The organism is Isoptericola nanjingensis (genome assembly GCF_050311635.1).
GTDB lineage: Bacteria > Actinomycetota > Actinomycetes > Actinomycetales > Cellulomonadaceae > Isoptericola > Isoptericola nanjingensis.
This window is the reverse complement of the sequence record NZ_JBNOZL010000001.1, coordinates 462,942-479,533: the sequence shown is the minus strand read 5'-3', so window position 1 is coordinate 479,533 and position 16,592 is coordinate 462,942. Positions and strand designations below refer to the sequence as shown.

Below are 16,592 nucleotides of genomic sequence, written 5' to 3'. Positions count from 1 at the left end.
GAGCCGTCTGCCCCCTGCGGAGGATCCCGGGGGCGCGCTGAGCCGGTCAGCCTGGAGGCATGGACACCACGACCGACACGCGCCCCCTCGACCGGACCCTCCCGTTCTCCCGCCCCCGCCGGATCGCCGGTGGTGTCGGGGCGCTCGCCCTGGCGGGGCTGGGCGTCGCGCACACGGTCACGAACGCCGTCGGCTTCGCCGCCGACCCGGAGGCCTCCTGGCCGCTCTTCCTGATCTTCGGGGCGGGGCTCAGCCTCGCGCTGTGGGCGATCGCTGCCGTCGCGTGGCGGTACTCGCGTCGTGGGGCCGGGCGGGGCGCGCGCGTCGTCGTCCTCGTCGCCGGAGTCCTCTGCGGCGCTCTGGCCGTCAACGTGCTGCGGGTGCACCCCGAGGTCGTGCTCTCTCCCGCCGGCCCCGGTCCGTGGTCCCTCGTCGCCGGTCCGGCGCTCCTGGTCGCGGCGGCGCTGCCGCGGCGACGGCGGTCGTGAGCGCGCTCAGACGACCCGACGGACCTCCTGAGGCCAGCCGCAGGCTGCGGCGACCCGGCCGCCCCACGCCTTCGCGTCGTCGTCGTCCGCGACGTCGATGATCGTCAGACCGCCGATGCGCTGCTCCGCCGGGGCGAACGGCCCGGCGGTGACCACCGGCGTGCCGCTGGTCGCGTCGGCGGTGAAGGCCGCGGCGTCGTCCTCGTCCACGCCGGCGGCGAACACGAGGACGCCCGCGTCCCTCATGTCGTCCACGACGGCGTTGGCGAGCGGCCCGCGCTCGGCGAACCACGCGGGGTCGTGGTCGCCCACCCACTGCTGGTTGAAGTAGATGAGGTAGTGACTCATCGTCGCTCGTCCCGTCGCGGTCGTCGGACACCTGGGCAGGACGCTACTCCGACCGCCGTCGTCCGGCGACGGCTCCCGTGCCCCGCTCGTCGTGCGACGCCGGTGGGAGCTGCGGGTAGTCCGCGACCGGGTAGACGCCGACGGCGAACCCGTGCACGACGTCGCCGCGGCGGGGGAGGGCGTCGAACTCCTCCACGAGCGCCGCCATGCGCTGCCAGAACTCCTGCTTCTGCGCCTCGTCGATCCGCGCGTGCCGCAGGAAGCCCCACAGCTCTCCCTCGAGGTACGCGGGCCGGGACTCGCGGGCCGCGACCTCGAAGTCGTTGAAGTCCACCGGCCTCGCGCCGTCGGCCCTGTCGCCCGATCCCTCGAGCGCGACGTAGAACAGCCGGGCGGTCCGGCCGTAGAAGGCCTCCTCGACGGCGCGGACCCGGCGCGTCCTGACCACCCGCAGCAGCCCGGCGTCGGCGAGGACCTTCACGTGGTGGGCGACCGTGCTCTTCGGGCGCCCCACCGCGCCGGCGAGCTCGGTGACGCTCGCCGCGCGCTCGTGGAGCAGGCCGAGGATCGTGGTGCGGAGCGGGTTGCCGAGAGCCCGGACCTGGTCGGGGCTGGTCAGGGTGATCCGGTCCTCGAGCTCGTAGTCGGGGGTCTTGCCGTCCATGGTCGACGATACTAACGTTCTGGAACGTTCGATATTTTTGGATCGTACTGCGGATCCTCGAGGAGGGGCCATGGCCGAGATCGTCCTGTTCCACCATTCCCAGGGGCTGACGCCGGGGATCCGGGCGTTCGCCGACGAGCTCGCCGCGGCGGGGCACGTCGTGCACGTGCCGGACCTGTTCGACGGCCGGACCTTCGACGACGTCGAGACGGGCGTCGCCCACGCCCAAGACCTCGGGTTCGACACGGTGATGGCCCGGGGTGTCGCCGCCGCGGAGGACCTCCCCGCGGAGCTCGTCTACGCGGGGTTCTCGATGGGGGTCATGCCGGCGCAGCGGCTCGCCCAGACGCGGCCGGGCGCCGTCGGCGCGCTCTTCGTCGACGCGTGCCTCCCGGTCGAGGAGTTCGGCACCTGGCCGGACGGTCTGCCCGTCCAGATCCACGGCGGCGTGGACGACGACTGGTTCGCGGAGGACCTCGAGTCCGCCCGCGCGCTCGCGGGCTCCGTGCCGACGGCCGAGCTCTTCCTCTACTCGGGCACGGCGCACCTGTTCGCCGACCGGTCGCTGCGGGGGCACGACCCCGCGGCGGCCGCGCTCCTGGGTGAGCGCGCCCTGGCGTTCCTCGGCAGCGTGGCCGGTCGTTGAGGCCTGCGAAGTCGTCGACACCGGGTCGAGCAGGTCGGGCATCGTGGGCTCCCTCGCGCCGTCTCGTCCGCCGTCGTGCCCGAGTGAGGCAGTGCGCCGGCCGGAAATCACCGATCGTGTGAATCCCGATTCACACGGTGTCGACGGGTGCGCGGAGTGGATACTGGGAGGCATGACCCTGTACGACGACGTCGGGGGTTTCGACGTCCTGCTGGCGGTGTGCCGCCGCTGGAACGCGCTCTGCCTCGCCGACCCGGTGGCGGCGCACCCGTTCTCGCACGGCACGCTGCACCCGCAGCACGACGAGCGCCTCGCCGCGTACCTGGCCGAGGCGCTCGGCGGACCGCGCCTGTACACCGGCGGCTACGGGGACGAGTCGACGGTGCAGCGGATGCACGCGGGCAACGGGGAGCACGCGGAGCTCGACGAGGCGTGCGTCGGACTGTTCCGCCGGGCGCTGGACGACGTCGGCGTCGCGGCGCCCGTGGCCGCGAGGCTGGGCGAGTTCTTCGAGCGGCAGACGGTCGCGATGCGCGTCTACGGCCGCAGCCGCGACGACGTGCCCGCGAGGCTGCCCTTGCCGCGGGCGTGACGGCGCTCGGGAGCGGTGGGCCTACCATCGCCGGGTGCCGACCATCACGCTGACCACCGAGATCCCGGCGTCCCCGCAGGCGTGCTTCGCGGCGAGCCTGTCCGTGGACGCGCACACGGCGTCGATGCGCCGCTCGGGGGAGCGGGCGGTGGCGGGCGTGACGTCGGGCGTCATGGGGCCCGGCGACACGGTGACGTGGCGGGCGCGTCACTTCGGCATCCCGTTCCGCATGACGTCGCGCATCAGCGCCCACGACGCCCCGCACTGGTTCGTCGACGAGCAGGTGGCCGGGCCGTTCCGCCGCTGGTGGCACGAGCACCGGTTCGAGGCGACGCCCGGCGGCACCCGGATGACGGACACGGTGGAGTTCGCCGCCCCGGCCGGGCCGCTGGGGCGGCTGGTGGAGCGGCTGGTGCTCACCCGGTACATGACGCGCCTGCTGCGCACCCGCAACGCGTGGCTCGCGTCGGCGCTGGCGCCGCGCGCCTGACCGGGGCTGACGGAGGACGTGCGGCACACCACACGCGCTCGACCAGGTGATGCCCAGCCGGGCTGCTTACCCTGGGCGCGATGTTGCTCCAGGCTCCTGATGCGCCCGCGCGCGCCCTCGACAGCTCGCGCGTCGCTACCCGAGCCGGGCACTCCCGGCAGCCGGAGGACCCGCTCGGCCGGCTGACCTCGGCGCCCGCCCTCCTCGTGGGGCTGGTGGTGGTGACGCTCCTGGCGGCCGGCCCGTTCCGGGGCGTCGACGAGGACGCGCACGGGTACTGGGCCAGGTTGTTGACGCCGGGGCTGCAGCCCTTCATCCAGCACGTGCTCGACCCGATCGCCGGGCAGGCGGTCTGCCTGCCGGTCCTGCTGGCCGTCGCGGCCACCCTCTCGTGGCGGCACCGCACGTGGCGCCCGTTGTGGTGCGCGGCCATGGCCGAGCTGGCGTTCTACGGAGGTGTGGGGTTGCTCAAGGTGGTCCTCGCGCGGCCGGCGCCCACGACGGACGACGCCGACCTGTTCGACGGCGGGCTGCGCCCCCTCGGCTGGGCCGGCATCAGCTTCCCGTCGGGCCACGCGGCCGAGGCGGTGCTGATCTACGGCACGGCCGTCTACCTCGTCGGGCGCTGGACGAACGCGTCGTCGCGCACGATGACGACCCTGCGCCTCGGCGTCGGCCTGGTCGCGCTCAACGCGGTCGCGGTGTCCTACTACCTCGGCTGGCACTGGATCAGCGACCTGGTGGGCGGGCTGCTGGTGGGCGGGCTGCTGCTGCGCCTGCTGGTCGAGGCGGACCGGCGCGGCTGGTGGCTGCGACCCCGGCGCGCGGTCGTCGCCCGGCACCTCTGAGCGCCGCTGCCGGACCGGCCCCCCGACGCCGTCTCCGTGCGTCGGACGGGCTTGCGCGGCCTCCGCAGGCCTGGGAACGTCGGCGGATGAGCCGACCCGCACCCGTGCCCCCGACGCGGGGCCGTCATCTCGCCTCGTTCGTCGGCGGACTCCTCGTGGCCAACAGCGCGCCGCACCAGGCGTCGGCCGCGACGGGACGGGAGCACCTCACCCCGCTGGCGGGACGCGGGTCGTCGCCGCTGGTCAACCTCGTGTGGGGCGCGGCCAACCTGGCCGGCGGCCTGGCGCTCGTGCGTGCGGCGACCGGCCCGGGCCGGCGCTGGGACCGGCGGCTCGTGGCGTTCGAGCTGGGTGCCGTGACGTTCGCCGCCTGGATGGCCGCGAGCGAGGGGTTGGCGCCGATGAACTCGGTGCCGCGCGGCGATCAGACCACGACCGCGGTGCCGGCCAGCGCCAGGTAGATCCCGCCGGACGCGCGGCCCAGCCTGCGCCGGGCGCGCTCCGACCCGCGCAGCCGCCACGACATCCGGTCGGCGAGCAGGACGTACGAGGAGTCCACCAGGGCGGCGAGACCGACGAAGAGGCCGCCGAGGAGCGCCAGCTGCGGCGCGACGGCCCCGCGCGCCGGGTCGGCGAACTGCGGGAGGAAGGCCAGGAAGAACAGGGCGGTCTTCGGGTTGAGGACGTCGACCAGGACGCCGTCCGCGAAGAGCCGCCAGCGGCGCGGCGACGCCGGCGCGGCGCCCTCGCCGGTGGCGTCGCCCGGGGCCGTGGCCCGGGTCCGGGCCGCGCGCAGCTCGCGGACCCCGAGCCACACCAGGTAGGCGGCGCCGGTCCAGCGCACCACGTCGAACAGCGCCGGCGACCGCGCCAGCAGGGCGGCCAGCCCGGCCGCCGCGGCCACCACGTGCAGGGCGGCACCCGTCTCCAGGCCGGCCATCGAGTACAGGCCGGCGCGGCGTCCGTGGGCGGTGGAGCGCGCGACGACGTACACGATCGACGGGCCGGGGGCGGCCAGCGTCGCGAGGGAGGCGCCGAGGAAGCCGAGCAGCGCGGCGTAGCTCGGCAGCAGCGCCGTCACCGACTCCACCGCCTGCGTCACCTGCATCGCCTGCACGGTCATGGTGGGGAAGGAGGGTGCCGGACTGTTGTCGGTGACATCCTTCGGCGTTCGCGTGGCCCGCGCGGGCGCCCCGGGCGAGGATCGTCTCCATGGCGGGATGGACGGTCGTGCAGGTCACGGACCCGGCGGAGCTGGTCGCGGCGTCGTACCTCTTCGATCGCCCGGTCTCGCCGGAGGGCGCGGCGGACACGCTGCGCCGCCCGGGCCACGTCGTGCTGCTGGCGCGCGCGGCCGACGGGAGCGACGTCGGGTTCGTGTCGGGGGTGGAGATGCGCCACCCGGACAAGGACGCGGAGCTCTTCCTGTACGAGCTGGGCGTCGATGCGGCGTGGCGCCGCCAGGGGGTGGCGACCGCGCTGCTCGCGGCGCTGCGGGACGTGGCCCTCGCCCGCGGCTGCCGCGGCATGTGGACCGGCACCGAGGCGGACAACGCCGCGGCGCTCGCCACCTACCGCGCGGCGGGAGCCGAGATCGACGCCGGGTCGGTCTTCGTGGTCTGGGACGACCTGGCCGGGGACTGAGAACCCCGAACGGGTCGTGCCGGGTCAGTCCCAGACGCCGCGGCTTCCGGCCGCGAGGGCGTCGAGCACCGGCACGTGCGGGTCGAGGAGGGGGTGGGGCAGCGACCGTCTCGCCCAGGCCCAGGCCGCCAAGGGCAGGCCTCACGGCCCGCCGGGCTCGCCGCGCTGCTGCAGCAGGACGCGCGTGGCGCCGTCCCCGTCGTGCCGCAGGACGGCGCAGCAGGCGGCGGGCAGGAAGACGGGGGCGTGGCCGACCAGGGCGCGCAGACGGTCGACGTAGCCGTCGCGCTCGGTCATGGTCGCCGATGCTCGCGGGCCGGAAGCCCATGCCCGCTCCATGCATCCCTGTGAAAACCGTTGCCCCGCGTGCCCGGGCTCTGGAAGGGTGTCCGCCGTGAATGCACCTGCTGCCGACGTCGACGTCGCGCGCCTCCTCGCCGCCTACGACGACCAGCTGAGGACCGACGCCGAGACACCGAGCGCCGTCGCCGTGACCCGCCTCGGACCGTTGCGCCTCGTCACGTTCACGGGCGGGCGCGGCTTCGTCACCTACCGCGATCTCGGCGGCGCCGACGCGGCGACGATCCGGGGGTTCGTCGCCGCGGCCCTCGCGCACTTCCGCGACGACGCGACGGTCACGAACGCCGAGTGGAAGACCCGTGGTCACGACGTCGCCCCCGGCCTGCACGAGGCCCTGGTCGACCACGGCTTCCTGCCCCAGGAGCCGGAGTCGATCATGATCGGCGACGCGCGGCTCCTCGTCGCGGACGTCCCGCTGCCGGCCGGCGTCACCCTGCGCCGCGTCACCGCGGAGGCGGACGTGCGCGCCATGTCCGCGATGGCGGACGAGGTCTTCGGGGACGACCCGGCCACGTCGGGGCACGCCGACCAGATCCTCCGGCGCCAGGAGCGCGACCCCGAGATGGAGCTGTGGGTCGCGGAGGCGGACGGGCAGATGGTCAGCGCCGGCCGGCTCGAGCCCGTGCCCGGCACCGAGTTCGCCGGGCTCTGGGGCGGGTCGACCCGCCCCGAGTGGCGGGGGCGCGGCATCTACCGCGCGCTGACCGCGGCGCGCGCCCGATCCGCCGTCGAGCGCGGCAAGACGTACCTGCACAGCGACTCGACCGAGTTCTCCCGCCCCATCCTGGAGCGCTCCGGCCTGGTCAAGGTCTCCACCACCACGCCCTACGAGTGGCGTCGCTGAGGGGGACTCCGTGGGCCTCGAGGACGACCCGTTCGAGCACCGGGTCACCAAGGACGGCAAGGTGCTCGTGAGCCGCGGCGGCCGCCCGGTCGTCACGGTCGCGGGGGCGCGCGCCGCCCGCCTGGCCGCGTTGCTCGGCCGCGACCCCGAGACCGACCAGGAGCTGCTGGCCCGCGCGACGGGCGACTACCGGCGCGGCAACGAGAAGCGGGGCCACCGCCCGTGACCGTGGCCCGCGGGGCGCACGCCGTCGGGGCGGGCCGGTGAGCCGCGCCCGGCTGCTGGCACGCCGCTCGGGCGCACGCCGCGGGCTGTTGGTCCTCGTCGCGCTGCTGGTCGCCACCGTCGCGGCGGCGCTCGGCACCGCCGTCGGAGCGGTCCGCGCCGCCGAGGCGGACGTCGTCCACGACGGGCTGACCCGGGGCGGCGTCCCGGCCGACGTGCAGGTGACCACCCGGCTCGCCCCGGAGGCCGACGCGGAGGCGCAGGACACGGCGCTGCGCCACGACGTCGACGCGCTCTTCGCCCCGGCGCCGTACGACCTGGTCCGCGAGGAGGTGCCCGACGACGACTCCGACGACCCGTTCGTGCGCTGGACGCTGACGCCCGACGTCGCCGCCACCGGCACCGCCGACCTCGCCGTCCTCGCCGCCGGGTCCGACGCGCTCCTCGAGGCGGTCCTCTCCGACGACGCCGTCGCCGTGCGCGGCGCGACGGTGACCGGGGACCTCGGGGAGCGGGCCGCCGACGCGGCCGCGGCGGCTGCCGCGGCGTCGGCCGTGGCCCTCGTCCCGATGCTCGTGCTCGCGCTGGCGGGCGCGGTCGCGGTCGCCCAGGTGGCGCGGCTGCTCGCGGCCACCCGGGCGGGGGAGGTGCACCTCCTGGTCTCGCGCGGGGCATCGGCGGGCCAGCTGACGGCGGCCGCGGCGTCCGAGGCGGTCCTGGTGGTGGTGGTCGGCGCGGCGCTGGGTGCGGGCGCGGCGGCGGCCGTGCTGGCGGCCCAGGGCACCCCCGCCGGATCCTTCGCGGGGACGCTGGCGCCCTCGGTCGTGGCGACGGCGGCGGGTGCGCTGCTCCTGCTGGTGGCGGTCGGCGGCCTGCAGGCCCGGGCCGCCGCGGCGCTGCGGGACACGGACCGGTCGGGTCGTGCGCGGCGGGCCGCCACGTGGGGGACCGTCGTGCTGGTGGCGGTGGCCGCCGGGGTCACCACGTGGCTGCTGCGGCGGTACGGCTCGCCCCTCGTCCCCACGCCCGACGGCGGCCAGACCGACCCGGCGGCCGCCGCGGCGCCCGCTCTCGTCCTCGCGGCCGCGGCCGTCGTGGCGGTGGCGCTGCTGGGCCCGCTGTCGCGGGCCTGGGCGGCGCTCACCGCGCGCCGCCCGGGCACGCGGGTGCTCGCGGCGCGGCAGGTGGCCCGGCGGCTCGCGGTCACGGCGGTGCCCGTGGTCCTGGTGGTGGTGGCCACGGGGAGCGCGGTGCTCGCGTCTGCGTACACAGGGACCGGTCAGCACCTGCGGGCGGCGGCCGCCGGCGTGGCCGCGGGCAGCGACGTGCGGGTCGTCGCGACGGAGGGGACGCCCGGGCCGGCCGCGATGTACGCGGCGCTGCCGGGAGCGGCGGACGCCGCCCCCGTGCGGGTGTCCGAGGCGGTCGTGGACGGCATCCCCCTGACCACCACGGGCGTGCCGCCCGACCGGGTCGCCGCGGTGGCCCGCGGGCCGCACGGGCAGCAGGGCGTCGACGAGATCGCGGCGGCGCTGGACGGCCCCGGCCCGTACGCGGACAACCCCCGGCTCCCGGCCGGCACGACGGCGCTGGTGCTGCGCGCCACCGGGCAGTACTACGTCGTCGACGAGGCGGCCACGGCAGAGGCGGCCACGGGCGCGGCGGGCGGCGAGCCCGCGACCTGGGCGTCCCTCGAGGAGGCGACCGCGTCGGCGCCGTCCGAGCGGGGGCAGCTCCTCGTGCTCGAGGACTCGACGATCTCCCTCCGGCTCTGGCTCGCCGACGCGGACGGACAGGTCGTCGGCGTCGACGTCGAGGAGCTCGACGTGGACCTCGACGGCGACCCCGGCGGCGGGCGGGTCGACACCCGTCCCATCGGCCCCGACGAGAGCACGGTCGAGCTCCGGGCCGACGTGCCGGCCGCGCCCCCGGGCACCGACGGAGGGCCGGGAGCGTGGACCGTCGTCGCGCTCGACACCCGGCTGCCGAGCTCGCCGAGCGCGCTCACCACGCTGCGGCTCTCCGTGGACGGGCTGGACGCCACCACCGAGGAGGGCGCGACGGCCGAGATCGACGTCGCCGGCGCCGACTGGGCCCCCGCCCGCGACGACCCGAACGTCGCCTTCGGTGCCCGACCGGGCACGGGCCTGAGCTTCGCGGCCCAGGCCGACCACGAGGCGATGCCCTCGCCGTCCCGCGCCATGGTGGCGGGCTCCGGACGGCAGCCGGCCCGCGCCGTCCTGTCCCAGGACCTGGCCAGGCTGCTCGACGTCACCACCGGGGGCACGACGGAGGTGCCGCTGGGCGAGGGCGGGCGGCTGCCCGTGCAGGTGGTCGACGTCGTGGACGTCGTGCCGGGCTCCCTGCACCAGGGTGCGGCGATGGTGCGGCTCGACGAGCTCCAGGCGGCGTCCCTGCGCCTCGCGACGGTGGTCCCCGGGGCCGCCGAGACGTGGGTCCGTGGCGCGCCCGGCACCGACGTCGACCGGCTGGCGGCGGCCGCCCAGGACGCCGCCAGGACGGTGCCGGTCCAGATCACGACGTCGACCGGGTCGGAGGGGGCCGACGCCGCGGGGCCGGTGCGCCAGGCGTTCGCGGTCGCCGCGCTCGCGGCCGCGGCGCTCGCCCTGGTCGGCGTGGGTGCCGTGAGCGTGGCCGGCGTGCGGGAGCGGCGCGGCGAGGTCGCGGTGCTCCGCGCCGTCGGGCTCCCGCCCCGGGCGCAGGGGGCGAGCCGCGCGACGGAGCTGGCCGTCGTCACGGCCGCCGCGCTGGTCGCGGGGCTCCTGGCCGGGTGGGCCCTGGCGGCCGCGACGGTGCCGGGCCTGGCCGCGGCCACGCTCACCGGGTTCGCCGTCGTCCCGACCCCGGACACGGCGTACTCGCCCGAAGCGGCGCTCGTGCCCGGCGGCGTCCTCGTCGCGGGTCTGGCCGCCGTCGCGTTGGTCGTGGGGGCCGCGGTCGCCGCGCAGGCGCGCGACGGCGGCTACCGGGAGGAGGTGCGCTGATGCTGTGGCTGCTGCTGCGCCGCCACCTGCGCTCCGCGTGGGGGACCGCGCTGGTCCTCGCCGTCGTGACCGTGCTCGGGGCGGGCGCCGCCACCGTCGCCACCCGCGCGATCGGCGAGATGCGCTCGGAGCAGGTCACCTACGCCACCGAGCAGCTCTCGCCCCAGCGCCGGGACGTCTCGTCCCGGTCGTCGGTGGTCCCCGGCGGGGGGCTGTCGGCCACCGACGCCGTCATGACCGGGCCGGCGAGCGAGCCCGCCGTGCCGCCCGAGCCCCGGTGGGACGAGTTCCTCGACGGCATGGTGCGGCTGCGCGACGAGCGGCCGCAGCCGCTGCGCGACGTGCTCGGCGAGCCGTCGTTCGCCGTCTCCTCCCGGAAGACGGTGACCGAGCAGGTGCCCGGGTCCGGGATCCAGGTCCCGCAGGTCGTGATGCGGGCGTCGGCGCGGATGACCGAGGACCTGCGGCTCGTCGAGGGCGAGTGGCCCGCCGCGACCCCGGTGGTCACGAGCTTCAACGGGCCGGAGGGCGACGAACCCGTGCAGGTGGTCCTGTCGAGCTCGGCCGCCGAGACGCTCGGGTGGGAGCTCGGCGGCACCTACGCCGTGGACGTCTGGAAGTTCCCCCCGCTGCGCGTCGTCGGGCTCACCGAGCCCGTCGACCCCGGTGCGAGCACCTGGTACCACCAGCCGTTCGGTCGCGACGCCCAGCTGAGCGTGACCGCGGACGGCGCCACCATCGCGACGGCGGCCGTCTACGTCGACCCGGCGATGATCGGCTCCCTCGCCTTCCGGGAGGCGCAGACCGAGCTCTGGTACCCCGTGACGGTCGCAGGGCTCCGGTCCGACGACGTCGCGCTCCTCGCCGACCAGGTGCGCGGTCTCACGCACGAGACGCTGGCCGTGGTGCCCGGTGACCCGGTGGTCCTGCAGGCGCGCACCGCCCTCTCGGACGTGCTCGACGCGCTCCTGCGGGAGCGCGTGACCACCGACGCCGTCCTCGCGGTGCTGGTGGTGGGCCCGCTCGGCGCGCTCGGCGCGGTCGTGGTGCTGGCGGCACGCCTGGTCGTGGAGCGGCGCCGGTCGGCGCTCGCGGTGCTGCTCGCGCGCGGCGCGACCGGCGCCCGGCTGCGGCTGCTCACGGCGTGCGAGGGCCTCGCCGTCAGCCTGCCGGCCGCCGTCGTCGGCGTGCTGCTCGGCCTCCTGGTCCGCCCCGGCGCCGTGACCGGGACCCAGCTGACGTGGGCCGTCGCGGCGGCGCTGGCGCCGGCCGTGGCGGCCGCCGCCGTGACGGTGCCGCGCTCGCTGCGGGGCGAGCGGAGGGACCTCGCCGCGGGCAAGAGCGGACCGTGGCGGCGGACGGCGGAGCTCGCGGTGGTCGGCGTCGCGGCGCTCGCGGCGGTGCTCCTGGCGCGCCGCGGCGTCGTCGGGGGCGCGGGAGACGGCGGGGTCGACCCGCTGGTGGCGGCCACCCCGCTGCTCGTGGCCGCCGCTGCCGCCCTGGTCGCCGTGCGCCTGATCCCGCTGCTGGCGCGCGGCCTCGAGCGGCTGCTGTCCCGGCGCCGCGACCTGGTGCCGTTCCTGGGGGCGGCCAGGGCGACCCGTGCCCCGGCCGGCGGCGTCGTGCCCGCGCTCGCCCTGGTGCTCGCGGTCTCCGTGGGGGCCTCGTCGGCGGTGCTGCTGTCGACCGTGGACGCCGGCGTGGCGCGCCAGGCGCACGTCGAGCTGGGGGCCGACCTGCGGGTCTCGGGACCCGCGCTGGGCGAGGAGACCGTGACGACGCTGCGCGAGGTGGACGGCGTCACGGCGGTGGCGACGGCGTCCCGCGTGCCCGAGACCGGCCACCTGAGGTCGGCCGACGGACGGACCCGCTCGGTGCAGGTGGTCGCCGTGGACGCGGTGGAGCTCGCCGCCGTGCAGGCCGAGGTGCCGGACGCCCCGCTCGACGTCGCGGAGCTGTCCCGCCCGGCCGCAGACGGCGCCCTGCCGGTCCTCTCGCTGCGGGTCCCGGACGTCGCGGCGGGCACCACCGGGCTCGTCCTCGACCTGCAGGACGAGAGCGCCGACGTCGTGGTGGCCGGCGCGACGGACCGGGTGCCCGGCGTGATCGACGCGCCGTCGACCCTCGTGCTCGACGCGGGCGTCCTCGCCGGCCCGCTCGACTACGCGACCGAGCCGCGCACCGCCCTCGTGGCGCTCGACGCTGGCGCGGACCCGGCGCGGGTCGCCGCGGCGCTGCGCGACGCCGTGCCGGGCGCCACCGTCGACGACCGCACGACGGTCGCCGCGGAGCTCCTGGAGTCGCCGGCGGCCCGGGGGATCGCGACCGGGGCGCGGGTCTCCGTCGCCCTGGCGGGCGTGCTGGTCGCGCTCACCGTGGCCCTCACCCTGGTGCTGGCCGCCCCGGACCGGGAGCGCCTGCTCGCGGTGCTGCGCTCGATGGGGGTGCGGCGCTCGGAGGCGCGCGGGCTGGTCGCGTGGGAGGTGGCGCCCTGGGCCCTGGGCGCGCTCCTCGTGGGGGCGCTGGTCGGGGTCGCGGTGCCCGCCCTGCTGCGTGCCCGCGTGGACCTGACCGCGCTGACCGGGGGCGGGCCGCAGCCCGCGCTCACGGTCGACCCGGTGCTCGTGCTGGGGGGAGCGGTCGGCTTCGTGGCGACGGTGGTCGTCGGGGCCGTGCTGGCGGCGGTCGCGGGGCGTCGCGGCGCGACGCCGGAGCGGTTGCGGGAGGCGGCGGAATGAGGGAGGACGGCTGATGGGCGACGGCGACGACGATGACGACACGGTGGCGACGACACGGTGGCGACGGGACGGTGGTGACGCGATGGTGGTGGCCGAGGAGGGGGCAGGCCGGCCTGCGGCCGACGCCGCCCGGTCGGAGCCCGGCGAGATCCGCTGCCGAGGGCTGGTGCGCATCTTCGCCACGGACGGCATCGAGGTGCAGGCGCTGCAGGGGCTGGACCTCACCGTCGACCGCGGGGGACTGGTCGCCGTGGTCGGGGCGTCGGGCTCGGGCAAGTCGACGCTGCTCAACATCCTGTCCGGCATGGACCTGCCGACGGCGGGCTCCGCGGTGGTCGCGGGCACGGACCTGCTGGCGATGACGCGGCGCGACCGCGTGCGCTACCAGCGCTCCACCGTCGGGTTCGTCTGGCAGCAGACCGGGCGGAACCTGCTGCCGTACCTCACGGCGGCCGAGAACGTCCGGGTGCCGCTCGAGATCGCGCGCTCCGGCTCCCGGGCCGCGCGCGCGGCGCGCGTCACCGAGCTGCTCGAGCTGCTCGACGTCGGGCACGTGGCGGACCGGCGGCCGGGCCAGATGTCGGGCGGGCAGCAGCAGCGGGTCGCGATCGCCGTCGCGGTGGCGGGCGCGCCGCGCGTGCTGCTGGCGGACGAGCCCACGGGGGAGCTGGACGAGGCGACGAGCGTCGAGGTGCTCGAGGCGCTGCGCGGGGTGAACGCGGCGACCGGGGTGACGACGCTGATCGTCACGCACGACCCGGCCGTCTCGGAGCACGTCGCGCGGACGGTGCAGATCCGTGACGGGCGCACGTCCACGGAGGTGCTGCGCCGCACGGAGGTGGACGAGGACGGCGCGCAGCGGCACGTCGCGGAGGAGTTCGCGGTGCTGGACCGCGTGGGGCGCCTGCAGCTGCCGCAGGACTTCGTCAGCGCCCTGGCCCTGCGGGACCGGGTGCGCCTCGCCCTGGAGCCCGACCACGTCGAGGTCCGGCCGGACGGCCGCCGGGGACCGGGGGAGCGGCGATGAGCGTCACGACGACGACGGTGCTGCGCGCGGAGGGCGTCTCGCGCGTCTACGGCAGCGGCGCGGGCGAGGTGCGGGCGCTGGAGGACGTGTCCGTCGAGGTCGGAGCCGGCGAGCTCGTGGTGGTGGTGGGGCCGTCAGGCTCCGGCAAGTCGACGCTGCTGCACCTGCTCGGCGGGCTCGACCGCCCGACCACGGGGACGGTGCACCTCGGCGCCGACCCCGCGGCACCGGGCGGCCCGGGCGTCGTCGAGCGCGAGCTGGGCGGCCTGGACGAGGACGAGCTGCACGCGGTGCGCCGCACCGAGATCGGCTTCGTGTTCCAGTCGTTCGGGCTGATCCCGGTGCTGTCGGCGGCCGAGAACGTGGAGGTGCCCCTGCGCCTGGCACGGGTCGACGCCGCCGAACGGGCGGCCCGGGTCGCGGAGGCGCTCGAGGCGGTCGGCCTCGCGGACCACGCCGAGCAGCGCCCGGACGAGCTCTCGGGCGGGCAGCAGCAGCGGGTCGGCGTGGCGCGGGCGCTCGTCGCCCGTCCGCGGGTGCTGCTCGCCGACGAGCCGACCGGCCAGCTGGACTCGACGACGGCCGCCCGCGTCATGGCGCTGCTGCGCGACCTGGTGCACTCGCGCGGGGTGGCCGCCGTCGTGGCGACCCACGACCCGGAGCTGGTGGCCATGGCGGACCGCGTCCTCGTGGTCCGCGAGGGCCGGTTGGTGACGGTATGACGGCGTCCGGGGCCGGCCGCCGGTCGTGTCCCTGAGGTTGCGCCCAGATACCGGATTGGTCACGGTTCCGGGCGCAAAGCGGGCGAAGGGTATGTCCGGGCCCTGAACCGTGACTAGAGTCACCCGCGCACAGTGCAGTGCGCGGGCACACGCGCCTGCACCTCACCGAGGGGTGATCCCCGCCGGTGAGCGACTCAACTCAGGAGGACACGTGACACCTCGACGACGACTTGCAGGCATCGGGGCCTTCACCCTCGCCTCGGCCCTGCTGCTGTCCGCGTGCGGTGGCGGTTCGGGCGATGACACCGGGGAGGGCACGGGCAGCGGCTCGGGCGCCGGGATCATCACCGTGCAGAACGGCGAGCCGCAGAACCCGCTCATCCCCACGATGACGAACGAGACCAACGGCTCGCTGGCCATCTCGAACATCTTCGCGGGCCTCGTCTACTACGACGCCGACGGCCAGACGCAGAACGACATGGCGGAGTCCATCGAGTCTGACGACAACCAGACGTGGACGATCACCATCAAGGACGGCTGGACGTTCACCGACGGCTCGAAGGTGACGGCGCAGAGCTACGTCGACGCCTGGAACTACGGCGCGTACGGGCCCAACGCCCAGAACCTCAGCTACTTCTTCGAGCCGATCGAGGGCTTCGCGGACGTGAACTTCGCGGAGGACCAGCTGCAGGAGGACGGCAGCCCGAAGGAGGGCGAGAAGCCCGCCTCGGAGACCATGAGCGGCCTCAAGGTCGTCAGCGACACCGAGTTCACGGTCAAGCTCGCCCAGCCCGAGTCGGACTTCCCGATCCGCCTGGGTTACTCCGCGTTCATGCCGCTCCCGGAGGCGTTCTTCGACAACCCGGACGCGTTCGCCGACAAGCCGATCGGCAACGGCCCGTACCAGGTCGAGAACTGGACGCACAACGAGGTCATCGAGCTGCGCCCGAACCCCGACTACCAGGGCGAGCGCAAGGCGCAGAACGACGGCGCCGACCTGGTCGCGTACACCGAGGAGGACACGGCGTACAACGACCTCCTCGGCGGTCAGCTCGACATCGTGAAGAACGTGCCGTCGTCGTCGTTCGCGACGTTCGAGGACGAGCTGGGCGACCGCGCGGTCAACCAGCCCGCGGCCGTCATCCAGGTCGTCAACGTCCCGGAGTACGTCAAGGAGTTCCAGGGCGACGCGGGCGTGCTGCGCCGCCAGGCCATCTCCATGGCGATCGACCGTGACCAGATCACCGAGACGATCTACAACGGCACCCGCACCCCGGCGAAGGACTTCACGTCGCCGGTCATCGACGGCTGGTCCGACCAGATCGAGGGCAACGAGGTGCTCGAGTACAACCCCGACGAGGCCAAGAAGCTCTGGGACCAGGCCGAGGGCGAGGACCCGGTCGGCAAGGACTTCACGCTGCAGATCGCCTCGAACGCCGACTCCGACCACCAGACCTGGGTGGACGCCGTCTGCAACAACGTCCGCAGCACGCTCGGCATCGGGTGCGAGTTCGACCCGTACGCCACCTTCGACGAGTTCCTTGACGCGCGTGACAACAAGGAGATCAAGGGCCTCTTCCGTGGCGGCTGGCAGGCCGACTACCCGGCGCTGAGCAACTTCCTCGGGCCGATCTACGGCACGAACGCCGGCTCGAACGACATGGGCTACTCGAACAAGGAGTTCGACGCCAAGCTCAAGGAGGGCAACGGCGCGACCGACCCGGAGGCCGCGATCAAGGCCTACCAGGAGGCGCAGACCATCCTGTTCGGTGACATGCCTGGTATCCCGCTGTGGTACCAGAACGCCACCGGCGGCTTCGGCGAGGACGTCGAGAACGTCACCTTCGGCTGGGACAGCGACCCGATCCTGTACCAGGTCACGAAGCAGGGCTGACGCCCGATTCGGTGACGGCCGGCCGCGTCCGGTAGGTTCGCGGCCGGCCCGCCGACG

General features: G+C 75.8%; 18 protein-coding genes. 14 read left to right on the top strand and 4 right to left on the bottom strand.

From position 1 onward, the window contains the following. The first annotated feature begins 59 nt into the window (after positions 1 to 59). Complete coding sequence (locus tag ACQP6G_RS02330) at positions 60 to 488, top strand: hypothetical protein (RefSeq protein WP_429762554.1); 429 nt, start codon at positions 60 to 62, stop codon at positions 486 to 488. A gap of 6 nt (positions 489 to 494) precedes the next feature. Here the strand turns inward: ACQP6G_RS02330 and ACQP6G_RS02325 are convergent, their stop codons facing one another. Next, positions 495 to 836, bottom strand: a complete 342-nt coding sequence (locus ACQP6G_RS02325) for a YciI family protein (RefSeq protein ID WP_429762553.1) — start codon at positions 834 to 836, stop codon at positions 495 to 497. 43 nt (positions 837 to 879) lie between these two features. Further along, positions 880 to 1,500: an ArsR/SmtB family transcription factor gene (locus ACQP6G_RS02320; protein ID WP_429762552.1), complete on the bottom strand. Its 621-nt coding sequence runs from the start codon at positions 1,498 to 1,500 to the stop codon at positions 880 to 882. A 70-nt stretch (positions 1,501 to 1,570) separates the two neighbouring features. Here ACQP6G_RS02320 and ACQP6G_RS02315 point away from each other — a divergent pair, with 70 nt between their 5' ends. The 5 genes from ACQP6G_RS02315 to ACQP6G_RS02295 all read left to right on the top strand — a co-directional run bounded on the left by ACQP6G_RS02315 (position 1,571) and on the right by ACQP6G_RS02295 (position 4,537). Then, positions 1,571 to 2,146 carry a dienelactone hydrolase family protein gene (locus ACQP6G_RS02315; protein WP_429762551.1) on the top strand — a complete coding sequence of 192 codons (576 nt, stop codon included), beginning with the start codon at positions 1,571 to 1,573 and terminating at the stop codon, positions 2,144 to 2,146. 172 nt (positions 2,147 to 2,318) lie between these two features. Further along, entirely contained in the window at positions 2,319 to 2,738 is a 420-nt protein-coding gene (locus ACQP6G_RS02310; RefSeq protein WP_429762550.1) for a globin domain-containing protein, read from the top strand. 34 nt (positions 2,739 to 2,772) lie between these two features. Then, positions 2,773 to 3,228, top strand: a complete 456-nt coding sequence (locus ACQP6G_RS02305) for an SRPBCC family protein (RefSeq protein WP_429762549.1) — start codon at positions 2,773 to 2,775, stop codon at positions 3,226 to 3,228. Positions 3,229 to 3,308: 80 nt separating this feature from the next. Then, positions 3,309 to 4,076, top strand: a complete 768-nt coding sequence (locus ACQP6G_RS02300) for a phosphatase PAP2 family protein (RefSeq protein ID WP_429762548.1) — start codon at positions 3,309 to 3,311, stop codon at positions 4,074 to 4,076. A gap of 86 nt (positions 4,077 to 4,162) precedes the next feature. Then, positions 4,163 to 4,537, top strand: a complete 375-nt coding sequence (locus tag ACQP6G_RS02295; RefSeq protein WP_429762547.1) for a hypothetical protein — start codon at positions 4,163 to 4,165, stop codon at positions 4,535 to 4,537. On the opposite strand, the gene ACQP6G_RS02290 is transcribed toward ACQP6G_RS02295, so the two are convergent. Then, complete coding sequence (locus ACQP6G_RS02290) at positions 4,501 to 5,199, bottom strand: LysE family translocator (RefSeq protein ID WP_429762545.1); 699 nt, start codon at positions 5,197 to 5,199, stop codon at positions 4,501 to 4,503. The two genes, ACQP6G_RS02295 and ACQP6G_RS02290, sit on opposite strands and share 37 nt — an antisense overlap. Positions 5,200 to 5,288: 89 nt before the next feature. Between ACQP6G_RS02290 and ACQP6G_RS02285 the strand changes: the two genes are divergently transcribed. Further along, a complete protein-coding gene (locus ACQP6G_RS02285) occupies positions 5,289 to 5,720 on the top strand; it encodes a GNAT family N-acetyltransferase (protein WP_429762544.1) in 432 nt (143 codons plus the stop codon). A 141-nt stretch (positions 5,721 to 5,861) separates the two neighbouring features. Here the strand turns inward: ACQP6G_RS02285 and ACQP6G_RS02280 are convergent, their stop codons facing one another. Beyond that, positions 5,862 to 6,017: an NUDIX hydrolase gene (locus ACQP6G_RS02280; protein ID WP_429762543.1), complete on the bottom strand. Its 156-nt coding sequence runs from the start codon at positions 6,015 to 6,017 to the stop codon at positions 5,862 to 5,864. Positions 6,018 to 6,114: 97 nt separating this feature from the next. Here ACQP6G_RS02280 and ACQP6G_RS02275 point away from each other — a divergent pair, with 97 nt between their 5' ends. The 7 genes from ACQP6G_RS02275 (at position 6,115) to ACQP6G_RS02245 (ending at position 16,535) form a co-directional block, all read left to right on the top strand. After that, positions 6,115 to 6,924 (top strand): GNAT family N-acetyltransferase, encoded by an 810-nt coding sequence (locus ACQP6G_RS02275; protein WP_429762542.1) that lies wholly within the window; start codon positions 6,115 to 6,117, stop codon positions 6,922 to 6,924. Positions 6,925 to 6,934: 10 nt separating this feature from the next. After that, the gene (locus ACQP6G_RS02270) at positions 6,935 to 7,150 is read left to right on the top strand and encodes a hypothetical protein (protein ID WP_429762541.1); all 216 of its coding nucleotides are present in this window, start codon (positions 6,935 to 6,937) and stop codon (positions 7,148 to 7,150) included. Positions 7,151 to 7,187: 37 nt separating this feature from the next. After that, entirely contained in the window at positions 7,188 to 10,154 is a 2,967-nt protein-coding gene (locus tag ACQP6G_RS02265; protein ID WP_429762540.1) for an FtsX-like permease family protein, read from the top strand. Continuing rightward, positions 10,154 to 12,892: an FtsX-like permease family protein gene (locus ACQP6G_RS02260; RefSeq protein WP_429762539.1), complete on the top strand. Its 2,739-nt coding sequence runs from the start codon at positions 10,154 to 10,156 to the stop codon at positions 12,890 to 12,892. Before ACQP6G_RS02265 ends, ACQP6G_RS02260 begins: the two co-directional genes overlap by 1 nt. A gap of 82 nt (positions 12,893 to 12,974) precedes the next feature. Further along, complete coding sequence (locus ACQP6G_RS02255; protein ID WP_429762693.1) at positions 12,975 to 13,919, top strand: ABC transporter ATP-binding protein; 945 nt, start codon at positions 12,975 to 12,977, stop codon at positions 13,917 to 13,919. Then, a complete protein-coding gene (locus ACQP6G_RS02250; RefSeq protein ID WP_429762538.1) occupies positions 13,916 to 14,641 on the top strand; it encodes an ABC transporter ATP-binding protein in 726 nt (241 codons plus the stop codon). The genes ACQP6G_RS02255 and ACQP6G_RS02250 overlap by 4 nt, the downstream gene beginning before the upstream one ends. Before the next feature lie 211 nt (positions 14,642 to 14,852). After that, entirely contained in the window at positions 14,853 to 16,535 is a 1,683-nt protein-coding gene (locus ACQP6G_RS02245; protein WP_429762537.1) for a peptide ABC transporter substrate-binding protein, read from the top strand. Positions 16,536 to 16,592 lie beyond the last annotated feature (57 nt).

Coding starts and splice junctions, on each gene's coding strand:
- ACQP6G_RS02325 (WP_429762553.1), bottom strand. CDS start 836: ATGAGTCACTACCTCATCTACTTCAACCAGCAGTGGGTGGGCGACCAC.
- ACQP6G_RS02290 (WP_429762545.1), bottom strand. CDS start 5,199: ATGACCGTGCAGGCGATGCAGGTGACGCAGGCGGTGGAGTCGGTGACG.
- ACQP6G_RS02295 (WP_429762547.1), top strand. CDS start 4,163: ATGAGCCGACCCGCACCCGTGCCCCCGACGCGGGGCCGTCATCTCGCC.
- ACQP6G_RS02300 (WP_429762548.1), top strand. CDS start 3,309: ATGTTGCTCCAGGCTCCTGATGCGCCCGCGCGCGCCCTCGACAGCTCG.
- ACQP6G_RS02285 (WP_429762544.1), top strand. CDS start 5,289: ATGGCGGGATGGACGGTCGTGCAGGTCACGGACCCGGCGGAGCTGGTC.
- ACQP6G_RS02280 (WP_429762543.1), bottom strand. CDS start 6,017: ATGACCGAGCGCGACGGCTACGTCGACCGTCTGCGCGCCCTGGTCGGC.
- ACQP6G_RS02250 (WP_429762538.1), top strand. CDS start 13,916: ATGAGCGTCACGACGACGACGGTGCTGCGCGCGGAGGGCGTCTCGCGC.
- ACQP6G_RS02320 (WP_429762552.1), bottom strand. CDS start 1,500: ATGGACGGCAAGACCCCCGACTACGAGCTCGAGGACCGGATCACCCTG.
- ACQP6G_RS02310 (WP_429762550.1), top strand. CDS start 2,319: ATGACCCTGTACGACGACGTCGGGGGTTTCGACGTCCTGCTGGCGGTG.
- ACQP6G_RS02330 (WP_429762554.1), top strand. CDS start 60: ATGGACACCACGACCGACACGCGCCCCCTCGACCGGACCCTCCCGTTC.
- ACQP6G_RS02255 (WP_429762693.1), top strand. CDS start 12,975: ATGGTGGTGGCCGAGGAGGGGGCAGGCCGGCCTGCGGCCGACGCCGCC.
- ACQP6G_RS02315 (WP_429762551.1), top strand. CDS start 1,571: ATGGCCGAGATCGTCCTGTTCCACCATTCCCAGGGGCTGACGCCGGGG.
- ACQP6G_RS02260 (WP_429762539.1), top strand. CDS start 10,154: ATGCTGTGGCTGCTGCTGCGCCGCCACCTGCGCTCCGCGTGGGGGACC.